Origin of the sequence: Ktedonobacter robiniae (genome assembly GCF_016587375.1) — a bacterium.
GTDB lineage: Bacteria > Chloroflexota > Ktedonobacteria > Ktedonobacterales > Ktedonobacteraceae > Ktedonobacter > Ktedonobacter robiniae.
Map to the genome: position 1 here is coordinate 346834 of NZ_BNJG01000003.1, position 20001 is coordinate 366834.

A 20001-nucleotide genomic window follows, 5' to 3' on the forward strand; every position below is an offset into this window, starting at 1 on the left:
TTGGATTAACTTTGGGCCTTTACAATGTGTAACGTGAGACATCCTCTCCAGCCTTTCGCTGCTCTACTGCGAAATTTTCTTTATCTAAGGAGTTACACATCGTAATGGGTATACACCTTGCCTTGGCACGCAGGTCACGTTTCAATGTATTATTTTTGCTCGCTTGTATAGCGAGCTTACTTGTTGCCTGCGGCGGAAACACCTCCAACGCTGCATCAAATAACACGCAAAGCGCTGCCAGTTGTGATAAGCAAACAGGCTTCACGCTCTATTCGGCTATCGGCTATGACTCGGATGCCGCCAAAGCTTTCCAGAAACAGACGGGTATTCATGTCAAACTGGTCGACGATAGCACTGGCAACCTCCTGGCTAAGATCTCTGCTGAACGCAATAATCCTCAGTGGGATGTGACCTGGTTCGATGGCAATGTAACGATGCAGACCCTTGATGACCAGGGCTACTTGCTAAAATGGAACTCACCCAATATTAACAACTATACCACGCAGGGCATGAGCAACATTCCCAGCGATCACGCCTACTATCCTACGGGCCTTACCGCGGCTGGCGCCATCGTTTATAACACCAAGCATATCCCGGCCGCCGGACTCCCCAAGGACTGGCAGGATCTCACCAAACCCGAGTATAAAAACCTGCTCGCCGAAAATGATCCCGCGTTCTCTGGACCCGCGTATCCCTTTATCTCGGGTGTCTCTCAGGTGATGGGCGGCGAGGATCAGGGCAAGCAGTTCTTCCAACAGCTCAAAGCCAATGGCGACAAAATCTTCCAGACAAACGATCCGACGTTGAATAGCGTCGAGTCGGGCGCGCGCGAGTTCGCGATTGTACAGGATAGCGCCTATTATGCCGCGAAAAAGGCTGGACAGCCTCTGGGCATTATCTATCCCACCTCTGGCGTTACCTCACTGCCCAGCGAGATTGGTATAGCCGCTAACAGCCGGCACAGTGCTTGCGCCCAGCAGTTTGTCAACTGGGTCCTCTCGTCCGCCGGCCAGACCGTGGCGATTAACCATGATCCTACGGATGGCGATACATACTTCGTTGAGATCATCAAAGGGGTCACCCCTATCGTCTCTCGCCAGACAGATGGCATCAACTTTGTCACCCTGGACGTTCCCAAGTGGGCTAGTGTGGAGAATGAGCTAAAACAATGGTTCCACAACAACATCGTTCGACAGTAAACGATCAGGTGGCAATGGAGGTTGGAGCAGAAGCTCCAGCCTCCAGGCCCTTACCTTTTTGGCACATCCTACTACGAAGAGGCAGCCAGTTCCTTATAATAGCACTTCCGCTGCTACTGCTGCTGCTCTTTGTGCTCTATCCTCTGGCCGCCATCATCCTCCAGAGTATCTTTCCCCACATCTATGATCCGCTCCCCAACCTGGAGTTTAGCCTGAAAGCGCTTACGAAAGTCTTCTCTAACTCAGAAAACTACCTGGCTTTCTTCAATTCGCTCTGGATAGGCCTGGTGACTGCACTCATCGCCTGTGCTTTAGGCACGCTGCTGGCGTTTCTCGCGAGGCGTACAGACCTACCGCTTCGCCGGAGCATGGATACCCTGGTCTGGATCGTCTTCTTTACGCCCTCGTTCTTGCTTGGCGAGGCCTGGTCGCTGATCTTCATTCGCGGCGGCATACCCGATCAATACTTCCACTTCCCAGCGGCATTGATCAATGGTTTCTTCTCGCCTGCTGGGGTGATCTTCATTCTCAGCCTAAAGAGCTTTCCCTACGTCTACCTTTCTGTGACAGCGGCTCTGCACTGGCTAGGTTCAGAGTTTGAGGATGCGGCTCGTATCCTGGGCGCTCGTAGTTGGCGCGCATGGCTCTCCATCAACATGCCACTCCTCCTGCCCGCTATCCTGGCGGCAGGGCTGATCGTGTTTGCCGAGGCTCTCTCTGACTTTGGTACAGCGGCCACCATCGCCCAAAGTTCGAATGTGATCCTTGTCACTTATCAAATCTATACATCGATCAACACCTCGCCGGTTGATTTTGAGCTAGCGGCCTCTCTCTCGCTCTTCTTGTTTATCGCTATCAGCCTGGCGCTCCTGCTCCAGTCGGCCGTACTGCGCACGCGTTCCTTCCAGGTTATCAGCGGCAAGAACAAGCCTGCCCATACGCTCACGCTGGGTGCCTGGAAATGGCCTGCGACCATCTTTTGCATCGCGGTCTTCGTAATCGCATTGCTGGTTCCATTGAGTATGTGCCTGGTATTATCGTTACTGCATGCCTTCGGACAAGGTCTGACAGCCAACAACTGGACTCTGGATAACTATACGGCGGTCCTGGCACATGGCTCCGACGACCTGGATGCCTTGCTGCGTACGCTCTGGCTCGCCCTGACAAACGCCTCAGTCACCGCTCTGGTGGGCTTGCCGCTGGCCTTTATCATTAAGCGCACGCAGATACCTGGTCGCCAGATACTTAGCCTCGTGACACTGCTTATGATTGCCGTGCCGGGCATCATTCTTGCCTGCGGCTATATCTTTGCCTGGAACGCTCCCTACCTGGAGTATATTGGCATCGGTGGCGCGACCGGTGTCCAATTCTATGGCACGGTCTGGATCCTGCTAGCAGCCTACGTTGGGGGTAGCCTGCCCTATGCCACGCGTTTAGGCTCGGGCGCGCTGGATCAAATCGGACAAACAATGCTCGAAACGGCGCGTGTCCAGGGGGCAAGCCTCCCTCAACTGCTGATGCGCATCGTTGTACCGCTCCTGCGCTCAAGCTTGGTCTCCATCTGGTTACTGGTCTTTACCGGGACTATGTTTGAGCTAGCCGCCTCCGAGCTTCTTTATCCACCCGGACAGCCAACGATGCCTGTACGCATCATTGCTCTCTTCGATACCTTTAAGCTAGGTCCCGGCATGGCGCTGGCGATGCTCAATATCGGCCTCGTCACCCTGACCCTCATCATCATACGTTTCCTTCCCTGGCTCGCTCGCCAGGTGACGCAAACACAAGTGCGGAGAAAACCCATTTATGTACCTGAAGATCAAGCAACTGAGCAAGAGCTACGGATCACGACCAGTCGTATCTAATGTGGATATGACGATGGAAGAGGGAGAGATCCTCTCCCTCCTGGGACCATCTGGCTGTGGTAAGACCACGATTCTTAGAATGCTTGCGGGTCTCATCACACCCACGAGTGGTTCTATCGAGGTAGGTGGTCGCGTCTTCTATGATGGGTCACGTGAACTGCCCGTCGAGGAGCGCGACCTGGGCATGGTCTTTCAAGATTATGCGCTCTGGCCTCATATGACCGTGTTCAATAATATTGCCTTTGGCCTGCAACTACGGCGTAAGCCACGCGCTTACATCAAAAAACGCGTCGAAGAGTTACTTGAGCTGGTGAATCTGCCGGGTATGGGAACGCGTTACCCGTATCAGCTCTCGGGAGGTCAACAACAGCGTGTATCGGTGGCACGCGCCCTGGCAACAGCCCCGCGCCTGCTCCTCCTCGACGAGCCTCTTTCGAGCCTGGATACATCTCTGCGCGAGACCATGGGGGCCGAACTCGTTCAGCTCTTTAAACAACTCAAGATTACCGCCATCAATGTCACACACGATCAAAACGAGGCCATGAGCATGTCGGATCGTATTGTTGTGCTACGTGATGGTCAGATTCAGCAGGTTGGCACACCTACCGATCTCTATCTACAGCCTACCAATAAGTTTGTGGCCTCATTTATGGGTCCAGTGAATACCCTTCAAGGACAGCTTATGCAGCAGGCAGAAAGCACCTTACATGTTCAACTCGACAAGCACTATTTTGACAATCTCACGATGCTTGGCTCACCTCACCAGGCCAGCCATACTCTGCACGTTGATCAGCAGGTCCATCTCATCTGCCGCCCGGCCAATACCTTGCTGCATCCAGAAGTTCCTCACGGTGAGCATCCTAACATCTTCGCTGGCACCGTTACCTATTCATCCTTTGTTGGAGGACGCTGGCGAACGCTGGTAGAGGTAGGGAATGGAGAGAAACAGCATATCCAGGCCTTCGCCGCATCACAGTACCAGCCCCAGGCCAATGTGTGGGTGGAGCTCCCTCCAGAACACTGCCTGGTTGTACCATAAAGGGCCAGCAAAGACATTCTAGCGCTACCTCGATTTCTGTGCCATTTCATGCTACACTGCTATAGTAGGATGACTAAACATCCAGAGCGAGCTTACCCAGAGCGAGCTTACAAATCACATAGCGCATGTTTTGTGGCAAATGGTGGATTGATAATAGCACAACACCTATGCTAGAGAGGATATGCCCTCCCCATACACACTCCTCATAGAAGACTAATGTCCCGATATTCTCCATTCAGATAGGCTGGCCTTCCAAGATACTATCTGGATGCGGAAAGGAAAGAGAGGCAACGTCATGACTTGGACTGTACAGGCTATTGAACGAGCGCAGAGAACTGTTCAGGCAACCGAAGTCCTTCGCCAACATGCGGCAACCATTGCCAATGTCTGTAGCGAGACAGAGGGAAATCAGATTATCGTAGCCATGGTCGAGGTGGATGGCTCCTTCGCTGGCACACAGGTTATTCCCCGTGCTGAACTACAAAATCAACTGGAGATTCTTGAGATCCAGGAACATAAGTGGGTGCTTGCGCTCTCCCCCAGCTCTTCCATTCATGACATTGAACGACGCTGTGCTGATATCGGCTACTTCGCCAATCGCAGGCGCTCCGCCATCCAGCGTCGCCTGGATCAACAGCACTAGCACTCACTCCTGCGCAATTACAGCATAGTTAATAGTCATAACAGGAGAGAACTATCTCACCCGATATAGTTCTCTCCTGTTACCTCTGCTTACCAGACTATTCCCCTTTACGCCATGATACGGCTTGTATTCTTAAACCTACCTCGCCAATGGACATCTCCACGTTCACTGGCTTCGGCGAAGAGACCCGCGTTGCCGAACTGGCCGCCAGGGGAGGCGAAGAACTACTGGCCCATCCCGCTGGGATGATCCTCAACCTTCTTCCGAGGTCTCGTTTGCTGCCAGGTCACCGGAGAGCAGGATGGTGTTTCCGTCGGGGTCGTCGATCAGTGCAAAGTACATCCCGAAGGAGGTCTTGTAGGGAGCACGGCGGCCCTGGTAGCCAAAACCGGTAAGTTCCGCGTACTTTGTATCCACGGCGTCCTGCGTCTCCAGGTAGAATTCCAGAACAGAGCGATAGCTATCGGCCGCTTCCAGGTGTTCTGGCTCATCCCTGCTGACAAACCCGGGGTCCCAACGAGAAGGATCGGAGTCCAGGAAGAAGGTCAGCCCGCTTCCCATCTTAACTCCGACATGCGTCTGTTTTTCGCTCCCCTCGGGAATGTCCAGACCAAGCCGCCGATAAAATTCCAGTGCTTTGCCCATATCATGGGTGATCAGGCCAAGCATATAGAGTTCAAGTGCCATGATGCGTATTCCTTTCGCTTCATATGAATGACATGAGCGTTCAATCTCGCTTTGCCATCAACTTCGTGTCTCTATGATAGAGCGAAAGGAAGAAGGGAATCTTGCCTATTCTTGCGCATCCTGGTACAAATATGCGCGGATTTACTCCTGCTGCCGAAAGCCTCGTGGAGTGAGGCCGAGATAACGCTTGAAGATCCGGGTCAAATGGCTCTGGTTGGCGAATCCACTCTCTAATGCAATGTACGCAAGGGGGTCATCAGTCTTTTTGAGCAGATGTTGTGCTCGCTCAACCCGCTGGCGCAGCACAAATTGGTGTGGACTCTCCCCCATGGTCTGCCGGAATAAGCGGGCAAAATGATAGGAACTGAAGCCAGCCTGTTGGGCCAGGGCCTCCAGTGTGAGATCCTGGCTAAGGTGAGCTTGAATGAAGTCTGTCACGCGTTGCACTTGCTGGCGTGTCAGCCCCTGTGACCTCTCTTGTATTTGCATTGGCGCACATGTATAATGCTGCAAGAGGTGTACTGCGAGCATCTGGGCCGCAGTTTGGGCATAGAGTTTTCCCGCAGGGGTCGGCTGTTCCAGCTCTCGCCACAACGCAAACCCGATCTGTGTCAGCAAGGGATCCTGGAAACCTGAGCGCCCGATCAGCGTGAGGCGAGCGGGATCATAGTCAGCCACCTCCTCCACAGTTCGCGCAAACAGATCTTTCCTCAAATGGAGGTGGAGAGTCTGCGTTGGTTCGGAGGTCAGGCTGTTCCAGCGCAACTCGCTGGACACGCTCCCATCGGGAGCCAGCATCAGATCTTCCGCACGCATGATCCCTCCCTTCCAGGAGCCATTCACAGGCCGACGCTCCATATACATCGCCCCGCCAGCGAACAGCACCAGGGGAATATAGGGCATGTCAGGGTCAGACTCAATGAACCCCTCAAACTGCATTGGCTCATGATATGCACGCGCAACCAGTCCATCCCAACCCATCTCCTCGCTAGAGAGAAAAAGTATTGGAGGAGTCGGCTCATCCGAATGTGCTGGTAGAGATGTGCGCCGAGAAACCGCAAACTTTTCAGCCAAAGTAGTCCCTCACTTTTTTTACTCCATACACATTAAGTTAAGAGTTTCCCCGTCCATGCACGAGTGGATTACGCGAGAAGCTCGCCGTCCATACAGGTGTGAAAGATATGTGTGCCCTTCAGAAGCATTTCCTTTCGCACCTGCATGGGCGTGGGAATTAAGCAACTTCTCTCAGGCTTCGGCGCGTATATGGAGGAGGCAGCTCGCGTATGAACCGTGACGCAGTGGCAACTCCAATCCTCGTCCCATGAGCGCGGCCCCTGAGAGAATGATCTCTGGTACAGAGGCATTGCCTAGCTCTCGCACGCGATACTGCGTCGCTGGCTGTAGGCCCTGTAAACGCAGGAAAGGGAGTGGCTCCCAGAAAGGGTTGCTGCGCCGGAAGGCAAAGAGCACCGCTTCACTGCCGTCAGGCGCGACACTCGTGACCGCCGCGAGATCGCCTTTGCTGGCCGTCGGCGAAAGGAGCCAGTACTGATCGCCATCCTGCACCAGGTGGCGAATCGATTTGTAGACGGCGATCCAGCGGGTAGCTTCCGCGAGGTCCTCATCGCTCCAATGCAGCAGGTGACCACCGATCCCAAGCGCGCCCATCATCGCGACATGAAAGCGGTACTGTACGGGGATCTCATTTACCATGCGGTCATGCGGCATATCAGTCACCCAGGCCCCCATCACACGACCAGGCAGAATATGCGAGATGCCTTCTTGAATAAAGAGGCGTGCGTCAGGATGCGTATTATCGCTCGTCCAGACCTGGTCTGTGCGCCGGAGCACGCCCAGGTCTGCCCGGCCACCGCCCGAGGAACAGGACTCGATGCTCAGCTCTGGATGGCGAGCCCGTAGGGCATCCAGAATAGTATAAACACCCTGTGTATGGCGCACCCAGATCTCACGCGCGTCCCCGCCTTGCGCGACGTATTCAGGCCAGCCCGGCTCCGCGAGGGGACGGTTCATGTCCCACTTGATAAAATCTATCGCATTTTCGGTGAGCAATTGATCCAGCACCGTGAGCAGGTACGCCTGCACGTCCTGGCGGCCCACATTCAAGACTAACTGGTTACGCGCCTCGCTGCGTGGGCGCTGCGGGAAATGATAGATCCAATCTGGGTGTAAGCGGTACAGGTCGCTATCAGCGTTCACCATCTCCGGCTCTACCCACAAGCCAAACTGCATGCCCAATGCCTTCACGCGCTCGATAAGCGGACGCAGGCCATGGGGAAACTTCTGCGGATCGACGCGCCAATCGCCCAGACCAGCTCGATCATGCACACGCCCTGGGAACCAGCCATCATCGACGACGAAGAGCTCCACACCCAACCCTGCAGCACGTTCGGCCAGCAAGCGTTGCCCCTCTTCAGTCACATCAAAGGTCGTGGCCTCCCAAGAGTTATACAACACAGGACGCGGCTGGCTAGCCTGCTTTTGCGGCAGAACCTGCTCGCGAACATAGCGATGCAGGCGACGGCGTACTCCATTCATGCCATCAAGCGTAAAGCCCGCTACAAAATCGGGCGTGGTAAAACTTGTTTGCGCGGCCAGTGTCCAGGCAAAATCATGCTCGTGAATGCCACCCCCAATCGCGGTGGCCCCAGTGATCGTTGTTGCTATGCGCAAGGCCCAGTTACCACTCCAGGCCAGCGTGCCAAAGTAGACCTCTCCTTGCTGCTCATTGGCCTGGGTATCCAGCGCGAACCAGGGATAGGCATGCGAGCCCGTTACCCCTTTACGCGACTCCAGCAGCGTCGTGCCAGTCACAACCTGCTGCTGCTGCTGGAGGCGGCTCTCGCCAGCCCAATGTCCCCCTAATGTGGTCAGCCGACGTGGCACGACCTGGCGTGGCAGATGCCAGACCGCGGAGAACACGCGCTCAAGCACAATAGGGTCCGCGCCCTGATTGGTAAAACACGCGGAACGAATGATGACATCGTTTGCAACATCTACCTGGTACAGCAGAGCAACCTGCAAAGGATAGACCGCATCCTGTAAGAGAATGCGCAATGCAGGCAAACCATCTTGCTCGCCAATCTCGGCATCATGAAAGCGGAGGTCGGCATCGCGTGTCTGGTCGGCGAAGGTGATCTTCGCGGCCAGTTCGCCAAAGCGTAGCCCACCAAACGCGGGATATTCTTCGGGCGCGAGCGCCAGGCTGACATCCTGCGATGATCTGTCGGGCGGCATAGATGCTGCGGAGATATCGGAGAAGAAGGCGAGGCGCGCCCCCCAGTAGAGATTGAGTACATACTCCTCCTCTGTAACCCCAGCGCGTATGTACTATTCTCCGTCACCAGCAGCCAGCTCCGCTGCGTTGGCTGCTGGTGAATACCGGTCGTTAAAATATCTGAAGCACCAGATGTCTTCTGGTGCCATGATGTGGATGATTGCTCTAGCATGCTATGTCGTCTTCCTCATTTGCTTTTTTATCGAACCAGATGCCGGTGGTTGGCAAATGGAATAAGGCCTGGAACCTCAGTATATCACGGATATTGGCGTGCTGTGACGCTTGACGAGCTTCCCATCAATACAAGGCCCATTCTTTCTTGAGACATTATGTTTCTATAAAGCGTGTAATCACCGGTAGATTGCTAGGATCGCTAGGATCACGAATGATTGCGCCAATCATACATACCTGCGCTTACAGCAGGTCCATCTTGAAAAAAGAAAGAATACGAGCTATGAGTAGCAATGCAGCAGCCAGCGGGCAATTCACAATTGGTGGAGACCTTACCGTCAATCGCCTGGGATATGGCGCCATGCGTATCACAGGGGAAGGCATCTGGGGCGAACCCGCTGATCGTGAGGAGGCCCTGCGCACACTGAAACGGATTCCTGAACTTGGCATTAACTTCATCGATACGGCAGATAGCTACGGCCCCGAGGTCAGCGAGAACCTGATTCATGAGGCACTCTATCCTTATAAAGGTCTCGTGATCGCGACCAAAGGCGGTCTAACTCGGCATGGACCGGATATCTGGCTCCCGCTTGGACGTCCCGAATATCTGCGCCAGTGTGTACTGATGAGCATGAGACGCCTAGGTATCGAGCGCATCGATCTATGGCAACTCCACCGGATCGATCCCAAGGTGCCACGCGATGAGCAGTTCGATGTGATCAAGCAGATGCAGCAAGAAGGTCTGATCCGGCATGCAGGCCTTAGTGAGGTCAATACGGAAGAGATTCAGGCGGCTCAGAAGTTCTTCCAGGTTGTCACCGTACAGAACCTGTACAACTTAGTGAACCGCCAGAGCGAGGAGGTCCTTGATTACTGCACGCGCAACAATATCGGCTTTATCCCCTGGTTCCCACTGGCATCGGGCAACCTGGCACAGGCTGGCTCACAGCTTGACAAGATCGCCCACAAGCACAATACCACACCCAGTGGAATCGCGCTCGCATGGATCCTCAAGCGCAGCCCTGTGACATTGCCGATTCCCGGTACCAGCCGAGTCAAGCACCTGGAGGAGAACGTGGCCGCGACGAGCGTCACCCTTAGCGACGATGAGTTCAAGGCTCTCGACGAGCAAGGGAAGCGCGAGTGGCAAAACCAGGCGCAAAATCAGGCAGGTTAGGGGGGATTGATGGTTAGATAAAGAAGGATTGCAGAGGGCTCACTTGGCAAAAGGCTGAGCATGGCTTACAATAGCTTGTGTCCTCTCTATACCAGGACACATACTATTCACAGCGAGGAGGCCTTCGCGCCGCAATGACTTCACAGCCTTCTACGAGCATAAAAATTCTGCTTGATACCGATATTGGCAGCGATATTGATGATGCTGTCTGCCTGGCCTATCTACTGGCTCAGCCCAGGTGCGATCTCCTGGGCATCACTACCGTGACTGGTGAGGCAGAGAAGCGCGCGAAGATGGCAAGCGCCCTCTGCACTATTGCGGGCCAGGATATTCCCATCTATCCTGGCGTGGAACAACCCCTCCTCACTCCCATTCAACAACCGCTGTCCCCGCAGGCAGCCACGCTCGACCGCTGGGCACACACGCACGACTTCCCCCAAGGCGAGGCGATCACCTTTATGGAGCAAACCATTCGCTCTCATCCGGGCGAGGTTATTCTGCTCGGCATTGGTCCAATGACTAATATCGCTCTGCTCTTTGCGACCTATCCCGATATCCCTCAACTCCTCAAGGGCCTGGTGCTGATGTGTGGACAGTTCGCTCCATCTGGACGCGAATGGAACGCCCTCAATGATCCCTACGCGGCTGAAATCGTCTATCGCGCAGTTGCGCCCATCCATCGCTCTATTGGCCTGGATGTGACGATGCAGGTCCGTATGGCGGCCTCGGAGTTCCGCCAGCGCTGCACACATCCCCTGCTACGCCCGGTCCTGGATTTCGCGGAGGTCTGGTTCGAGCGCGCCGATATGGTGACCTTCCACGATCCCCTGGCGGCGGCGACCATTTTTGAGAGCGCGCTCTGCACCTTCTCACCTGGCAATGTCTCGGTCGAGATCAAGGATGAAGGCAAAAGTGGGCAGACCTACTGGCAACCTGGCGGCGTTCGCGCGCGCCACGAGGTAGCCCTCTCCGTCAATGCCGAACGCTTTCTTGAACACTACTTCCACGTCTTTCAATAGGATGATGGTGTTGGTGGGTTGACGTAGGCAGCCCACCAACACCATCATCCTATTGCTGAAGATGCCCCTTGCGCAGTACATATTCTTCCCTCTAACAGCCTGATCTTCCTATTCTATTATATAGAACTTGACCAATATAAGGGTTCTCAAGTACATTGAGGCATAAGGATACAGTGCGCTGATCTCATATATCTACATTGACCAACTCCAAATTATTTGCAAAAAATTTCATGAAATTAAAGGACTTATGGCATGCCGATGATGGATCTCAACCCAAACAAGCCGGGAGGCCAGGGCCACACACCTCTCCCAGAGAGTATGGGCCAATTCCCTTCAGAATCCGCCAGCTTCTCTCATAATCCTATTTCTGAACATGGAATGTTCCCAAATGCAGCAGGTTCCGGGACCAATCCTCAACGCTTCAATCCTGTCACTGACCCAGGGGTAAACCCGTTATTTCCTTCGCCCGAGCAGCCCAAAGCCACCCGTCAACTGGTGCCAGCATATAGAGAGGCTAATGCCAGTGACAACAAAATGACAGTCCAGCGCGAGCCTGTGGTCATCAAGCCGGCTGGGATTAAGAGTGGGATTCCCCGTCCACCCCAGGGGCGCAGGATGGTCATTCAGATCGCGGTGGCCTCGCTCCTGCTCGTCATTCTGGCTGGGACATTGCTCGCCACCATTCCCCTGGGGTTCGCCAATGGAAAGACTGGCCTCACCACCATTCTCTCGAGTAGCGGCCTCTACGATACGAAAAACGATAATTCCACGCTCTTAGCACAGCAGGCCGCGACTGCGACCGCGGTGACGCAGGATGGCTTTGATGCCGGCAATCAGGCCTATGTCGGTGTCAACCCTGGGCCCGCCCTCGGCGGCTCGGGCAATCGTTTCTTCCAGGGACAGTGTACCTACTGGGCGGCCTATCGCTTCCACCAGCTGCATGGCATATGGGTGCCCTGGCTTGGCAATGCCTGGGAATGGCTGGGACAGGCTCAGAACTACGGCTGGAAAGTCTCCGCGCAACCAACAGTGGGCGCAATCGTTGTGCTCCAACCAGGTGTACAGGGCGCGGGCGGCTACGGACATGTGGCCATCGTTGAATCGATTAACTCCAATGGAACGGTCCATACCAGCAACTATAACTGGTATATGGGTGGAGGCGGCTTTGGCGTGCTCTCCTACTGGGACTTCTCCTATCCCGGCTATCCCGGCATCGCCTTTATTACTAACTAACCATTATCCCCTAAAAAGAGGTGTAGGAGCTCGGCTCTCACCTCTTTTTTTTATGTATGGACCAGGGGCATCAAATAGGCCAGGAGCACCGCCTTCAACTCCTCAAGCAGGCGCACACGCTCCTCCCCTTCAACTGCCATAGCCAGGGCCATCAAGGCCTGGAAAATAGCGACGCAGACATGGGCGCAACGCAGGCGCTGCTCCTCGTCCAATTGGGGTGCGCGCACCGCGAGCAGGTCCACAATGCGCTCGATGACCTCCTGGCGCAACTCCTGAGTCGCCTGCTCAACGTCAGAGAAAGACTGCGCACCAAAGAAGAGTGGGCGAAAACCAGCGTGCGCCTCCCGCAGCTTCGCCAGACCCTGAATCAGATGCTCTAGAAAGCTCGCCAGCGGTAGCTTATCCGCATCCACCGAGAGCGTTTGTGCGAAGAAGGCCCGCAACTCCTCGACATAACGCGCCACAATCGCGCGCAAGATGGCCTCTTTATTGGGAAAAAACTGGTAGAGCGAGCCAATTGAGGCCTGCGCCCGCGCGGCTATCAGGTTCGTCGTCGCATCCCCATACCCTTTCTCTGAAAATACCTGTTCCGCCGCGTCCAGCAACTTATCGATTCGGCGCTGCCCCCGCGCCTGCTGGGGCATACGACGAAGAGAGAGCTCCTTAGCCATGTGAGACCCTACCTTCTATTAACAGTATGCCGACGCTGCTAAAGCACGCGTCTACATATAATGGACGATATATAGACGCGTGCTTTAGCAGCGTCGGCCCCATACAACTCCTAAATATCTCTTGACAACGTGAGTAAATGCTCATATTCTTAAGAGAGAAGAAGTGAGCTTCTACTCATATTTTAGCGCTCCTATTGTAGACCGGGTATGGGTAGCTTGTCTACGTTATAGGCAAGGAAAAGAGGACTTTTCTTATGCAGCAGTTCAACGCGCTTCCAGGCCCCAGGGGGCTTCCTCTCGTGGGCAATGCCCCTCAGCTTCAACGCAATCCACTCGCTTTTATGCGCTCTACGCGTACGCAGTATGGGCACCTTGTGCGCCTCTCCCTGGCTGGCACACCTGTCGTCTGCGCCTATGCGCCAGAGCATGTGCTCTACTGCCTGACAGAACATCCACGCGACTTTACTTCGCTCCAAAGCCAGCAACGCAGCAATATGCGCGAGGTCCTGGGCGAGGGCTTGCTGACGACTGAGGGCGAGATCCATCGCCAGCAGCGTCGCCTGGTACAGCCAGCCTTTCATCGCCAGCGCATCGATCAATATGCCGATGTGATGGTGCGCTATACCGAGCAGATGCTTGAGACCTGGCAACCGGGACAGGAGCTTGAGCTGGCCTCCACCATGCAGCACCTGACCCTGCGTATCATCGTACACACTCTTTTCAGTGTTGAAGAACTCTCCCAGGCCAATCAACTCAGCGAGGCCTTTACGGCGGTTATTGGGCGTCCTCCTCAGGGTCTGGGCAGGCCGCGCGTGCTCTCACGCTTCTCAGCCCAGACACGCGACTTCAATCGCGGCAAGAAGACGTTGGACAACTTTGTGTACGGGCTTATTCAGCAGCGGCGCGCAGCGGGTGGCGATAGGGGCGACATCCTCGATATGCTGCTCACTGCCCAGGAGGAGGGCCAGGGCATGAGCGATTCCCAGGTCCATGACCAGGTAATGACACTGGTGGCCGCGGGCCATGAGACGGCCCAAAATAGCCTCTGCTGGACCTTCTATCTCCTGGCTCAACACCCGGAGATTCGCCAGAAGCTCCTGCTGGAACTCCACACGGTGCTCGCTGGACGCGCCCCAACAGTTGCCGACCTGGCATGCCTCCCCTACCTGGAATGGGTCATGAACGAGTCCTGGCGCGTGCTACCTCCCGTCTGGCGCATGGGACGACGCGCCATCCGCGACTTCACGCTCGGAGACTACCACCTGCCTGCAGGGACTATCGTCCTCTTGAGCCAGTGGGTCACCCATAACGACGCGGAGATCTGGCACGATCCCCAGGAGTTCCAACCCGAGCGCTGGGACCCTATCCAGGGTGAGAACGTGCCACGTGGCGCCTACTTCCCCTTCGGCCTGGGACCACGCATCTGTATTGGCATGCCCTTCGCACAGATGGAGACCAAACTCTTGCTGGCCACGATCCTACAACGCTACACGCCCGAACCTGTGCCAGACCATCCCATCGAACTGCTGCCGCGCGTCACCCTCCGCCCAAAGCATGGCATGCGTGTGACGCTCAATCCGACCAGTATCCAGGAGCAGATGGTAAATTACAGGTTATGAGGTTGCAGGTCCTGTTGCAGGTGGCTGCGTTCCCACGCGAACCAGCGTTTGAGCACTGTCCGTAGCGCAAAAATTGCTGCGAACATGGCTATCTGTCTCCATGACCGTAGCTCAATAGTTTTGAGCAGCGTTCCAGCCAGCTTAAAACTTAAGCCGGTAATGATGCCATCGGCCACTATCAGCCGCGCTCCGGTCACCTGCCCGGTCTTGAAGAGGACCACAAGACTCCTGAGCAGATACGCGATGATGAGCAAAGCGCCAATAAATTCAATCATAGCTGCCCAGAGGCTAAATGTTACAAGATGGGTCAGGTTCATTGGGGCTTTCTCACCTCCGTTTGGAGCGGCACTGGTGGCTGTATATGAGTTGGCGGGCGGTGCCCCGGTGCTTGCGGATAGCGTTGCGCCGCTCGATCTATTTCCTGCTGTAAGAAGTAGTTCAGGAGCGTACGTATCGTCGCGATAGCGACGAGCTGACCAATTTCGGTCCAGGAAGGGGCAATGGCGGTACGCAGAATATCAGCACCCAATTCAAACTCCAGCGCCAGCGCCAGCCAGCGACCCAATCCCAGGCGGATATACTCTGTGTATGGCTCCTGAACTCCTATCTGCTGGCCTGGTTTGTGTAAAACCAGGCGCAGGGCATGAAAGGTGGCTTGTAGAGCGGCGAAGGCGATAATGAGGCCAGCGATGGCCTCAACGCCTGAAGCAAGGTACCCCGTCCAGATTTTAAACAGTTCTTCCATACACAAACACTACATTCTCAATAAGCAAGTCAGCCCAGGCCTGGTTGCTACGCGCCTGGACCCCGTTTAGCCAAAGCCAGGAAACCAGGGCTGACTCTTCGATATTTAATGCGCGGTCGCCCGGTCGCTATGACTTACACGATGACGGAAGACCCAGTAGTTCCAGATCTGGTAGGCCAGGATAAAGGGGAGCAGCGCCAGGGCAATTCAGCTCATCAGCGTCAAGGTATAGGGGCTCGAAGGTCGATTCCAGAAAGAAGAAAGGCTCATTGCAGATCTGAGAGCTCCCCACGCGAAAGCAGCGGGTTTCCAGGGGTTCGGCCCACGCTTCCCGTTCTTCACCCCGAAGGAGAAGCGCTGGCTCTTGTGGTGGTTCCCCTGACCTTTTGGGCAGACGCGCTCCGGCTCTGGGAATGCCAAAGCTTCGGGGTATGCTCTGCCCCTCTTTCGCGCGTTGTGTTATACGCTCATGTGCTGCCCGCAGGCACACTTCCACACCCTCCCAATACCCCTGGTATCGGGCACACGAGGGAATGGAATCTGTTGAATCAAGATAGGCGGCAAGAAAGGCCGAATACAGGTCGCGTTGCACGGGACCCACCCCACATTCGCATTGGTGCCAACGCTGAGAGAGCGGCTTCTTGACCTTCTTGCCACAGCCATGGCACCATTGGCTCAGCGCCGTTGTGCGTGTGAAAACTTCCACTAGGGTGCCGCCCGTACTCTCAACGGTGCGTCTCAGGAGTTCTACAAACATCCCTGGTGCTCGCAGCCCCACACTCTTGCCAAACTGCCTCTGCCATGCCTTGTAGGAAATCTTTTCGATGATGATGGTGTTACCTAGCTTCACCACCTGATGCACCTTGCGGCCATGTAGGCTCTTGCGGTGGGCCGCCAGCTTGCGCTCTCTGCTCGCCTTGCGTCGCCGGGTGGCTTGGTAGCGTTTACTCTGCTTCCAGTGCAGCTTCTTGCCTTGTTTTTTGATACGCCCCTTCTCATCGTAGTTCTCCGGATTGGCGGCTCGCCGCTGTCGCTCCATCTGCCGTTGCAAGCGGCGAATGGCACGGGCCTCGGGAGCCAGTTCCGCGCAGAATACTTCCAGGCTTGCCTCCCCCTCCTGGGGAACGAGAGCCAGGGTCGAGGGGCCTAGATCCCCCTCGACGGTGCCTGTGCCAATGGTGTGCTTGGGCTTGCGGTGTGGCACGCCTTCCAAGGCCAACTGCACGACGTAGCGATACCCCTGAGCATCGGCTCCCGCCGCTCTCTTGCTGCTGGCTGGACGTTGGATGAGGCGAGCATATTTGATGCGGTGCTTGAGGCTATGGGTCACCACCTCATCCTTCCAATCGATGAGAGCGGGCAGCTGGGCTCCGTTCCAGAGCAGATACCCCGCGTTTCCGGCTTCGGGGGGCTGCAGGACAAAGCGGAGGCTGGTATCATTGGCGCTTGTTCCCGATACTGGAGAAGCCACGACCTCGGCTCTTAAAACGCACGCGTCCGGCCTTGCCCAGGCAGACGCGATTGAGGGCGCGATAAGCACGGCTAGCTAGCGTTTGCGCCAACACGGCCTCGAGATGCTCGGCAATCCAGCCCACACGCGGGCCTTTGACGGCTTCATGGAGTGCGGCCTCTGTGAAGCCATACGCCTTGCGCAAGGCGGAGAAAGCGGCGGCTCGCTCGGCCTTATGGGTACGAGGAAGGGAACGAGCTTCTTGCCAGGCGGGGTCAGCCCGCATGCACCTCAAACGCTTTTGACCTTGGGAGAGGATGGCATTGTAGAGCTGACGAGCAGCTTCTAGATGCGCACGGAGGCGTGCGGCTTTTCCTGGATCGACCGCCAGAGGCAGTTCGAGCAGGAACGTGGGGGTCGCAGGCCGTTTCTCCTGCTATTCTTTCTGCTTGCGCGATCCCTGGCGTGTCTTCGGCACACCCGCTCCTCCTTCAATCTCGTACGTCCGATCGATCCTCGACGTCTATTTTACCAGAGAGAGTGGAAGAACACAAGTTCTTAAGACATGCTTTCTCCTATTCCCTTCTCACTTGTAGAGGTGGCAATTCATCCCCGGCATCAATGACCGGGGCTTTCTCGCCCCGGTCACTGTAAAAAAGCGCATGACCGGTTCACATCGCGAACTGGTCATGCGCTTTTTTACATCTCATCTATTTTTCGAAGGGCTGAAGGTACTCTCTCTCTGCCTCCCACATCTCATCAAAGAGCTCGCTCAACTCAGCAGGCGAGCAGACAGCCGCGCTCAGCGGATCGAGCATCAGCGCATAGCGGGCCGCCTCCTTGTTCTTGCTGAGCAGGGCCTCACACATTAAGGAGTGAACGGCCATGTGGCTACGGTTCAGAGCCGCAAGCTGCTCTGGCAGTACACCAAAGTGGGTGGGCTGGACGCCATTGCGGTCGACGAGACATGCGACCTCAACACTGCCATCTGGCAGGTTATCGATGAGGCCAGTATTGCGCACGTTTCCATAGATCACCTGGGGCCGGTTCAATGTCACACCCTCAATGATGTATGAGCCATATTCATGGCTGCGACGGAAAGGTAGCTCGGCGCTACCATCAAGCATCTTCTGAATGCTTTCATCGTTCTTACGCCGCCACTCCGGCCAGTTGTTGGCATAGAAGCCGGTCTCGCCTAGATAGCCCGCGCGGCCATAGCGCTCAATCAGCTCTGGTCGCTTGCGGAAGTAGGGCACATACTCAGAGAAATGACCGCTGCTCTCCGTGACAAAGGCGCCGAAGTAGCGTGTCATCTCGAAGCGCACGGGGTCCTTCTCATAAATCTCGCTCTGCTGAATGCGCTCCAGCAGCAGCGGATAAGCATCCTTCCCCTGGTAACGCAGCTCGGTAAACCAGGCATTATGGTTGATACCCGCACACTTCCATTCCAGGTCCTCATATGGCACGTCCAAATAGTTCGCGAGCTGTTTGGAGCTTCCCTGCACACTATGGCAGAGGCCCACTGTACGCATCGAGGTGTCTTTGAGAGCCGCATAGGTCAGGATCGACATTGGATTGGTATAGTTCAATACCAAGGCCTCAGGACACAGCTCTTCCGCGTCATGCAGAATATCCAACCAGGCGGGACCAGTACGTAACGCTTTGAAGATGCCGCCGGGTCCGATGGTATCACCGATGCACTGGTTGATCCCATACTTCATGGGAATATCGAAGTCATGGCGTACATTCGCCAGGCCTGCCACTTCAATTGTATTGACGATAAAATGGCTGCCGGGCAGCATTTCGCGCCGCTCGGTAGAGCTCTGCACACGCCAGTGCTTGCCACTATGTGCCACCAGTTTCTCTGCGATATTGCGAGCCAGTTGCAAGCGCGTAGCATCGATATCAACCAGCGCAATCACACCCTCGTCCAGTCCCTCAATATGAAGAACATCTGTTATCAACTGGCGCGCAAAAACGGCACTGCCCGCGCCAATAAAAGTAATCTTTGGTGAACGTATAGGCATAGTTGTTGCCATCTCCTTCCTTGGGAAAGCGTAGTGAACATTCATTGTCCCCACCTGGTACAAGAGCGGCCTCCCCACTCCGTTAAAGCGCACACGTGTGCGCAAATCACTAAAAAAAGAGAGCCTAGACCGACGGTGCAGGACCCGTCGATTGGCGTGCAATGAGCTGGGTTGGCAGGATGAGCGGAGCAAGGTGCTGCTCGCCCTGAATCAGGCGCAACAGCAATTGAATCGCGCCGCGCCCCATCGCGACGCGGTCCTGGCGCACCGTCGTCAAGCCAGGATCAGTGTAGGACGCAAGCTCCAGGTCATCAAAACCGCTCAGGGAGACGTCCTCTGGCACATGCAAGCCCCGCTCACGCAGCGCTCGCAAGATCCCGATGGCCATCAGATCGCTCCCTGCGATTATCGCGGTAAAGTCACGCCGCTCAGAGAGCAGCTGTGCCGCCGCTTCATAGGCCTGCTGCATGTTCCAACCCGACTGGCGTACCAGGCTGGGATCGAGGCTACGGCCCGCTGAGGCAAGAGCCTGTTGCGCACCAAAGAGGCGCTCCATACCAAACATATTGCTCGACGGACCAACAAAGAAGGCCATACGTTTATGGCCCAACGCAAGCAAGTGTTCTGTCACCTGGCGCGCTCCGCTGACATGATCACCCTTTACATAGGTCGCGCCTGGTCCCTGACCCACAGCATCGATAAACACCGTTGGGATGTGAGCTTGAACCAGGGCCGGAATACGCGGGTCCGTGGAGCTAAGCGCTAGCATAACTGCGCCCGCAACCTGCCGTGTTTGCAGCGTACGCACATAGCTCTCAGGAGTACGCCCCAGCGGACGCGAGGGCTGAAGCAGGTCATAACCGGCGTTCGCCGCTTCCTCTTCGATATACTTCAGTACATCGAGGTAGAAGTGGTGCTTGGTTTCGCCCAGGCGCGAGAACGAAAGCCCTTCTTCTACGTGAAACAGACCTAACGCAATCGTACGTGAGCGCTGGCGCACCATACTCTGCGCCACCACGTTTGGTTCGTAGCCCAACGAGGCTGCAGCCTCTAACACGCGCTGGCGCACCTCTTCACTGATACGACCCGACCCACTGAGCACGCGTGAGACCGTTGTTCGCGATACACCAGCCAGGCGCGCGACCTCCTCACTGGTCACCATGC

At 55.7% G+C, this 20001-nt stretch carries 16 protein-coding genes and 1 pseudogene; 8 read left to right on the forward strand and 9 right to left on the reverse strand.

The window, feature by feature from the left end; all coding sequences use genetic code 11:
* Window positions 1-104 precede the first annotated feature (104 nt).
* From JMJ04_RS34070 to JMJ04_RS34085, 4 genes are all read left to right on the forward strand, one after another.
* Window positions 105-1199, forward strand: a complete 1095-nt coding sequence (locus JMJ04_RS34070; protein WP_201374836.1) for an extracellular solute-binding protein — start codon at window positions 105-107, stop codon at window positions 1197-1199.
* Window positions 1169-3061: an ABC transporter permease gene (locus JMJ04_RS34075; RefSeq protein WP_201374837.1), complete on the forward strand. Its 1893-nt coding sequence runs from the start codon at window positions 1169-1171 to the stop codon at window positions 3059-3061. Before JMJ04_RS34070 ends, JMJ04_RS34075 begins: the two co-directional genes overlap by 31 nt.
* Window positions 3003-4100 (forward strand): ABC transporter ATP-binding protein, encoded by a 1098-nt coding sequence (locus tag JMJ04_RS34080; protein ID WP_201374838.1) that lies wholly within the window; start codon window positions 3003-3005, stop codon window positions 4098-4100. Before JMJ04_RS34075 ends, JMJ04_RS34080 begins: the two co-directional genes overlap by 59 nt.
* 295 nt (window positions 4101-4395) lie before the next feature.
* Complete coding sequence (locus JMJ04_RS34085; protein WP_007920962.1) at window positions 4396-4743, forward strand: hypothetical protein; 348 nt, start codon at window positions 4396-4398, stop codon at window positions 4741-4743.
* Window positions 4744-4995: 252 nt separating this feature from the next.
* On the opposite strand, the gene JMJ04_RS34090 is transcribed toward JMJ04_RS34085, so the two are convergent.
* The 3 genes from JMJ04_RS34090 to JMJ04_RS34100 form a co-directional block, all read right to left on the reverse strand.
* Window positions 4996-5430, reverse strand: a complete 435-nt coding sequence (locus JMJ04_RS34090; protein ID WP_201374839.1) for a VOC family protein — start codon at window positions 5428-5430, stop codon at window positions 4996-4998.
* 141 nt (window positions 5431-5571) lie between these two features.
* Window positions 5572-6504: an AraC family transcriptional regulator gene (locus JMJ04_RS34095; protein ID WP_201374840.1), complete on the reverse strand. Its 933-nt coding sequence runs from the start codon at window positions 6502-6504 to the stop codon at window positions 5572-5574.
* Between the two features lie 171 nt (window positions 6505-6675).
* Window positions 6676-8775, reverse strand: coding sequence for an alpha-galactosidase (locus JMJ04_RS34100; protein WP_268887427.1), 2100 nt, complete (start codon window positions 8773-8775; stop codon window positions 6676-6678).
* 404 nt (window positions 8776-9179) lie between these two features.
* Here JMJ04_RS34100 and JMJ04_RS34105 point away from each other — a divergent pair, with 404 nt between their 5' ends.
* The 3 genes from JMJ04_RS34105 to JMJ04_RS34115 all read left to right on the forward strand — a co-directional run bounded on the left by JMJ04_RS34105 (window position 9180) and on the right by JMJ04_RS34115 (window position 12325).
* Window positions 9180-10073, forward strand: coding sequence for an aldo/keto reductase (locus JMJ04_RS34105; protein WP_236038762.1), 894 nt, complete (start codon window positions 9180-9182; stop codon window positions 10071-10073).
* 134 nt (window positions 10074-10207) lie between these two features.
* Window positions 10208-11092: a nucleoside hydrolase gene (locus JMJ04_RS34110; RefSeq protein WP_201374843.1), complete on the forward strand. Its 885-nt coding sequence runs from the start codon at window positions 10208-10210 to the stop codon at window positions 11090-11092.
* A 252-nt stretch (window positions 11093-11344) separates the two neighbouring features.
* Window positions 11345-12325 carry a CHAP domain-containing protein gene (locus JMJ04_RS34115; protein WP_201374844.1) on the forward strand — a complete coding sequence of 327 codons (981 nt, stop codon included), beginning with the start codon at window positions 11345-11347 and terminating at the stop codon, window positions 12323-12325.
* 50 nt (window positions 12326-12375) lie between these two features.
* Here the strand turns inward: JMJ04_RS34115 and JMJ04_RS34120 are convergent, their stop codons facing one another.
* Window positions 12376-12996, reverse strand: coding sequence for a TetR/AcrR family transcriptional regulator (locus JMJ04_RS34120; protein ID WP_201374845.1), 621 nt, complete (start codon window positions 12994-12996; stop codon window positions 12376-12378).
* Window positions 12997-13250: 254 nt separating this feature from the next.
* Here JMJ04_RS34120 and JMJ04_RS34125 point away from each other — a divergent pair, with 254 nt between their 5' ends.
* A complete protein-coding gene (locus JMJ04_RS34125) occupies window positions 13251-14615 on the forward strand; it encodes a cytochrome P450 (protein WP_201374846.1) in 1365 nt (454 codons plus the stop codon).
* Here JMJ04_RS34125 and JMJ04_RS34130 read toward each other — a convergent pair.
* The 5 genes and pseudogenes from JMJ04_RS34130 to JMJ04_RS34150 form a co-directional block, all read right to left on the reverse strand.
* Window positions 14603-14932, reverse strand: coding sequence for a DUF1622 domain-containing protein (locus JMJ04_RS34130; RefSeq protein ID WP_201374847.1), 330 nt, complete (start codon window positions 14930-14932; stop codon window positions 14603-14605). The genes JMJ04_RS34125 and JMJ04_RS34130 overlap by 13 nt on opposite strands.
* Window positions 14929-15360 (reverse strand): DUF1622 domain-containing protein, encoded by a 432-nt coding sequence (locus JMJ04_RS34135; protein ID WP_201374848.1) that lies wholly within the window; start codon window positions 15358-15360, stop codon window positions 14929-14931. Before JMJ04_RS34135 ends, JMJ04_RS34130 begins: the two co-directional genes overlap by 4 nt.
* 307 nt (window positions 15361-15667) lie before the next feature.
* A pseudogene (locus tag JMJ04_RS34140) lies at window positions 15668-17288 on the reverse strand (nuclease/transposase family protein); the annotation flags it as partial.
* Window positions 17289-17520: 232 nt separating this feature from the next.
* Window positions 17521-18837, reverse strand: a complete 1317-nt coding sequence (gene melA, locus JMJ04_RS34145; protein WP_236038764.1) for an alpha-galactosidase — start codon at window positions 18835-18837, stop codon at window positions 17521-17523.
* A gap of 124 nt (window positions 18838-18961) precedes the next feature.
* Complete coding sequence (locus JMJ04_RS34150) at window positions 18962-19999, reverse strand: LacI family DNA-binding transcriptional regulator (protein WP_201374850.1); 1038 nt, start codon at window positions 19997-19999, stop codon at window positions 18962-18964.
* Window positions 20000-20001: the final 2 nt, after the last annotated feature.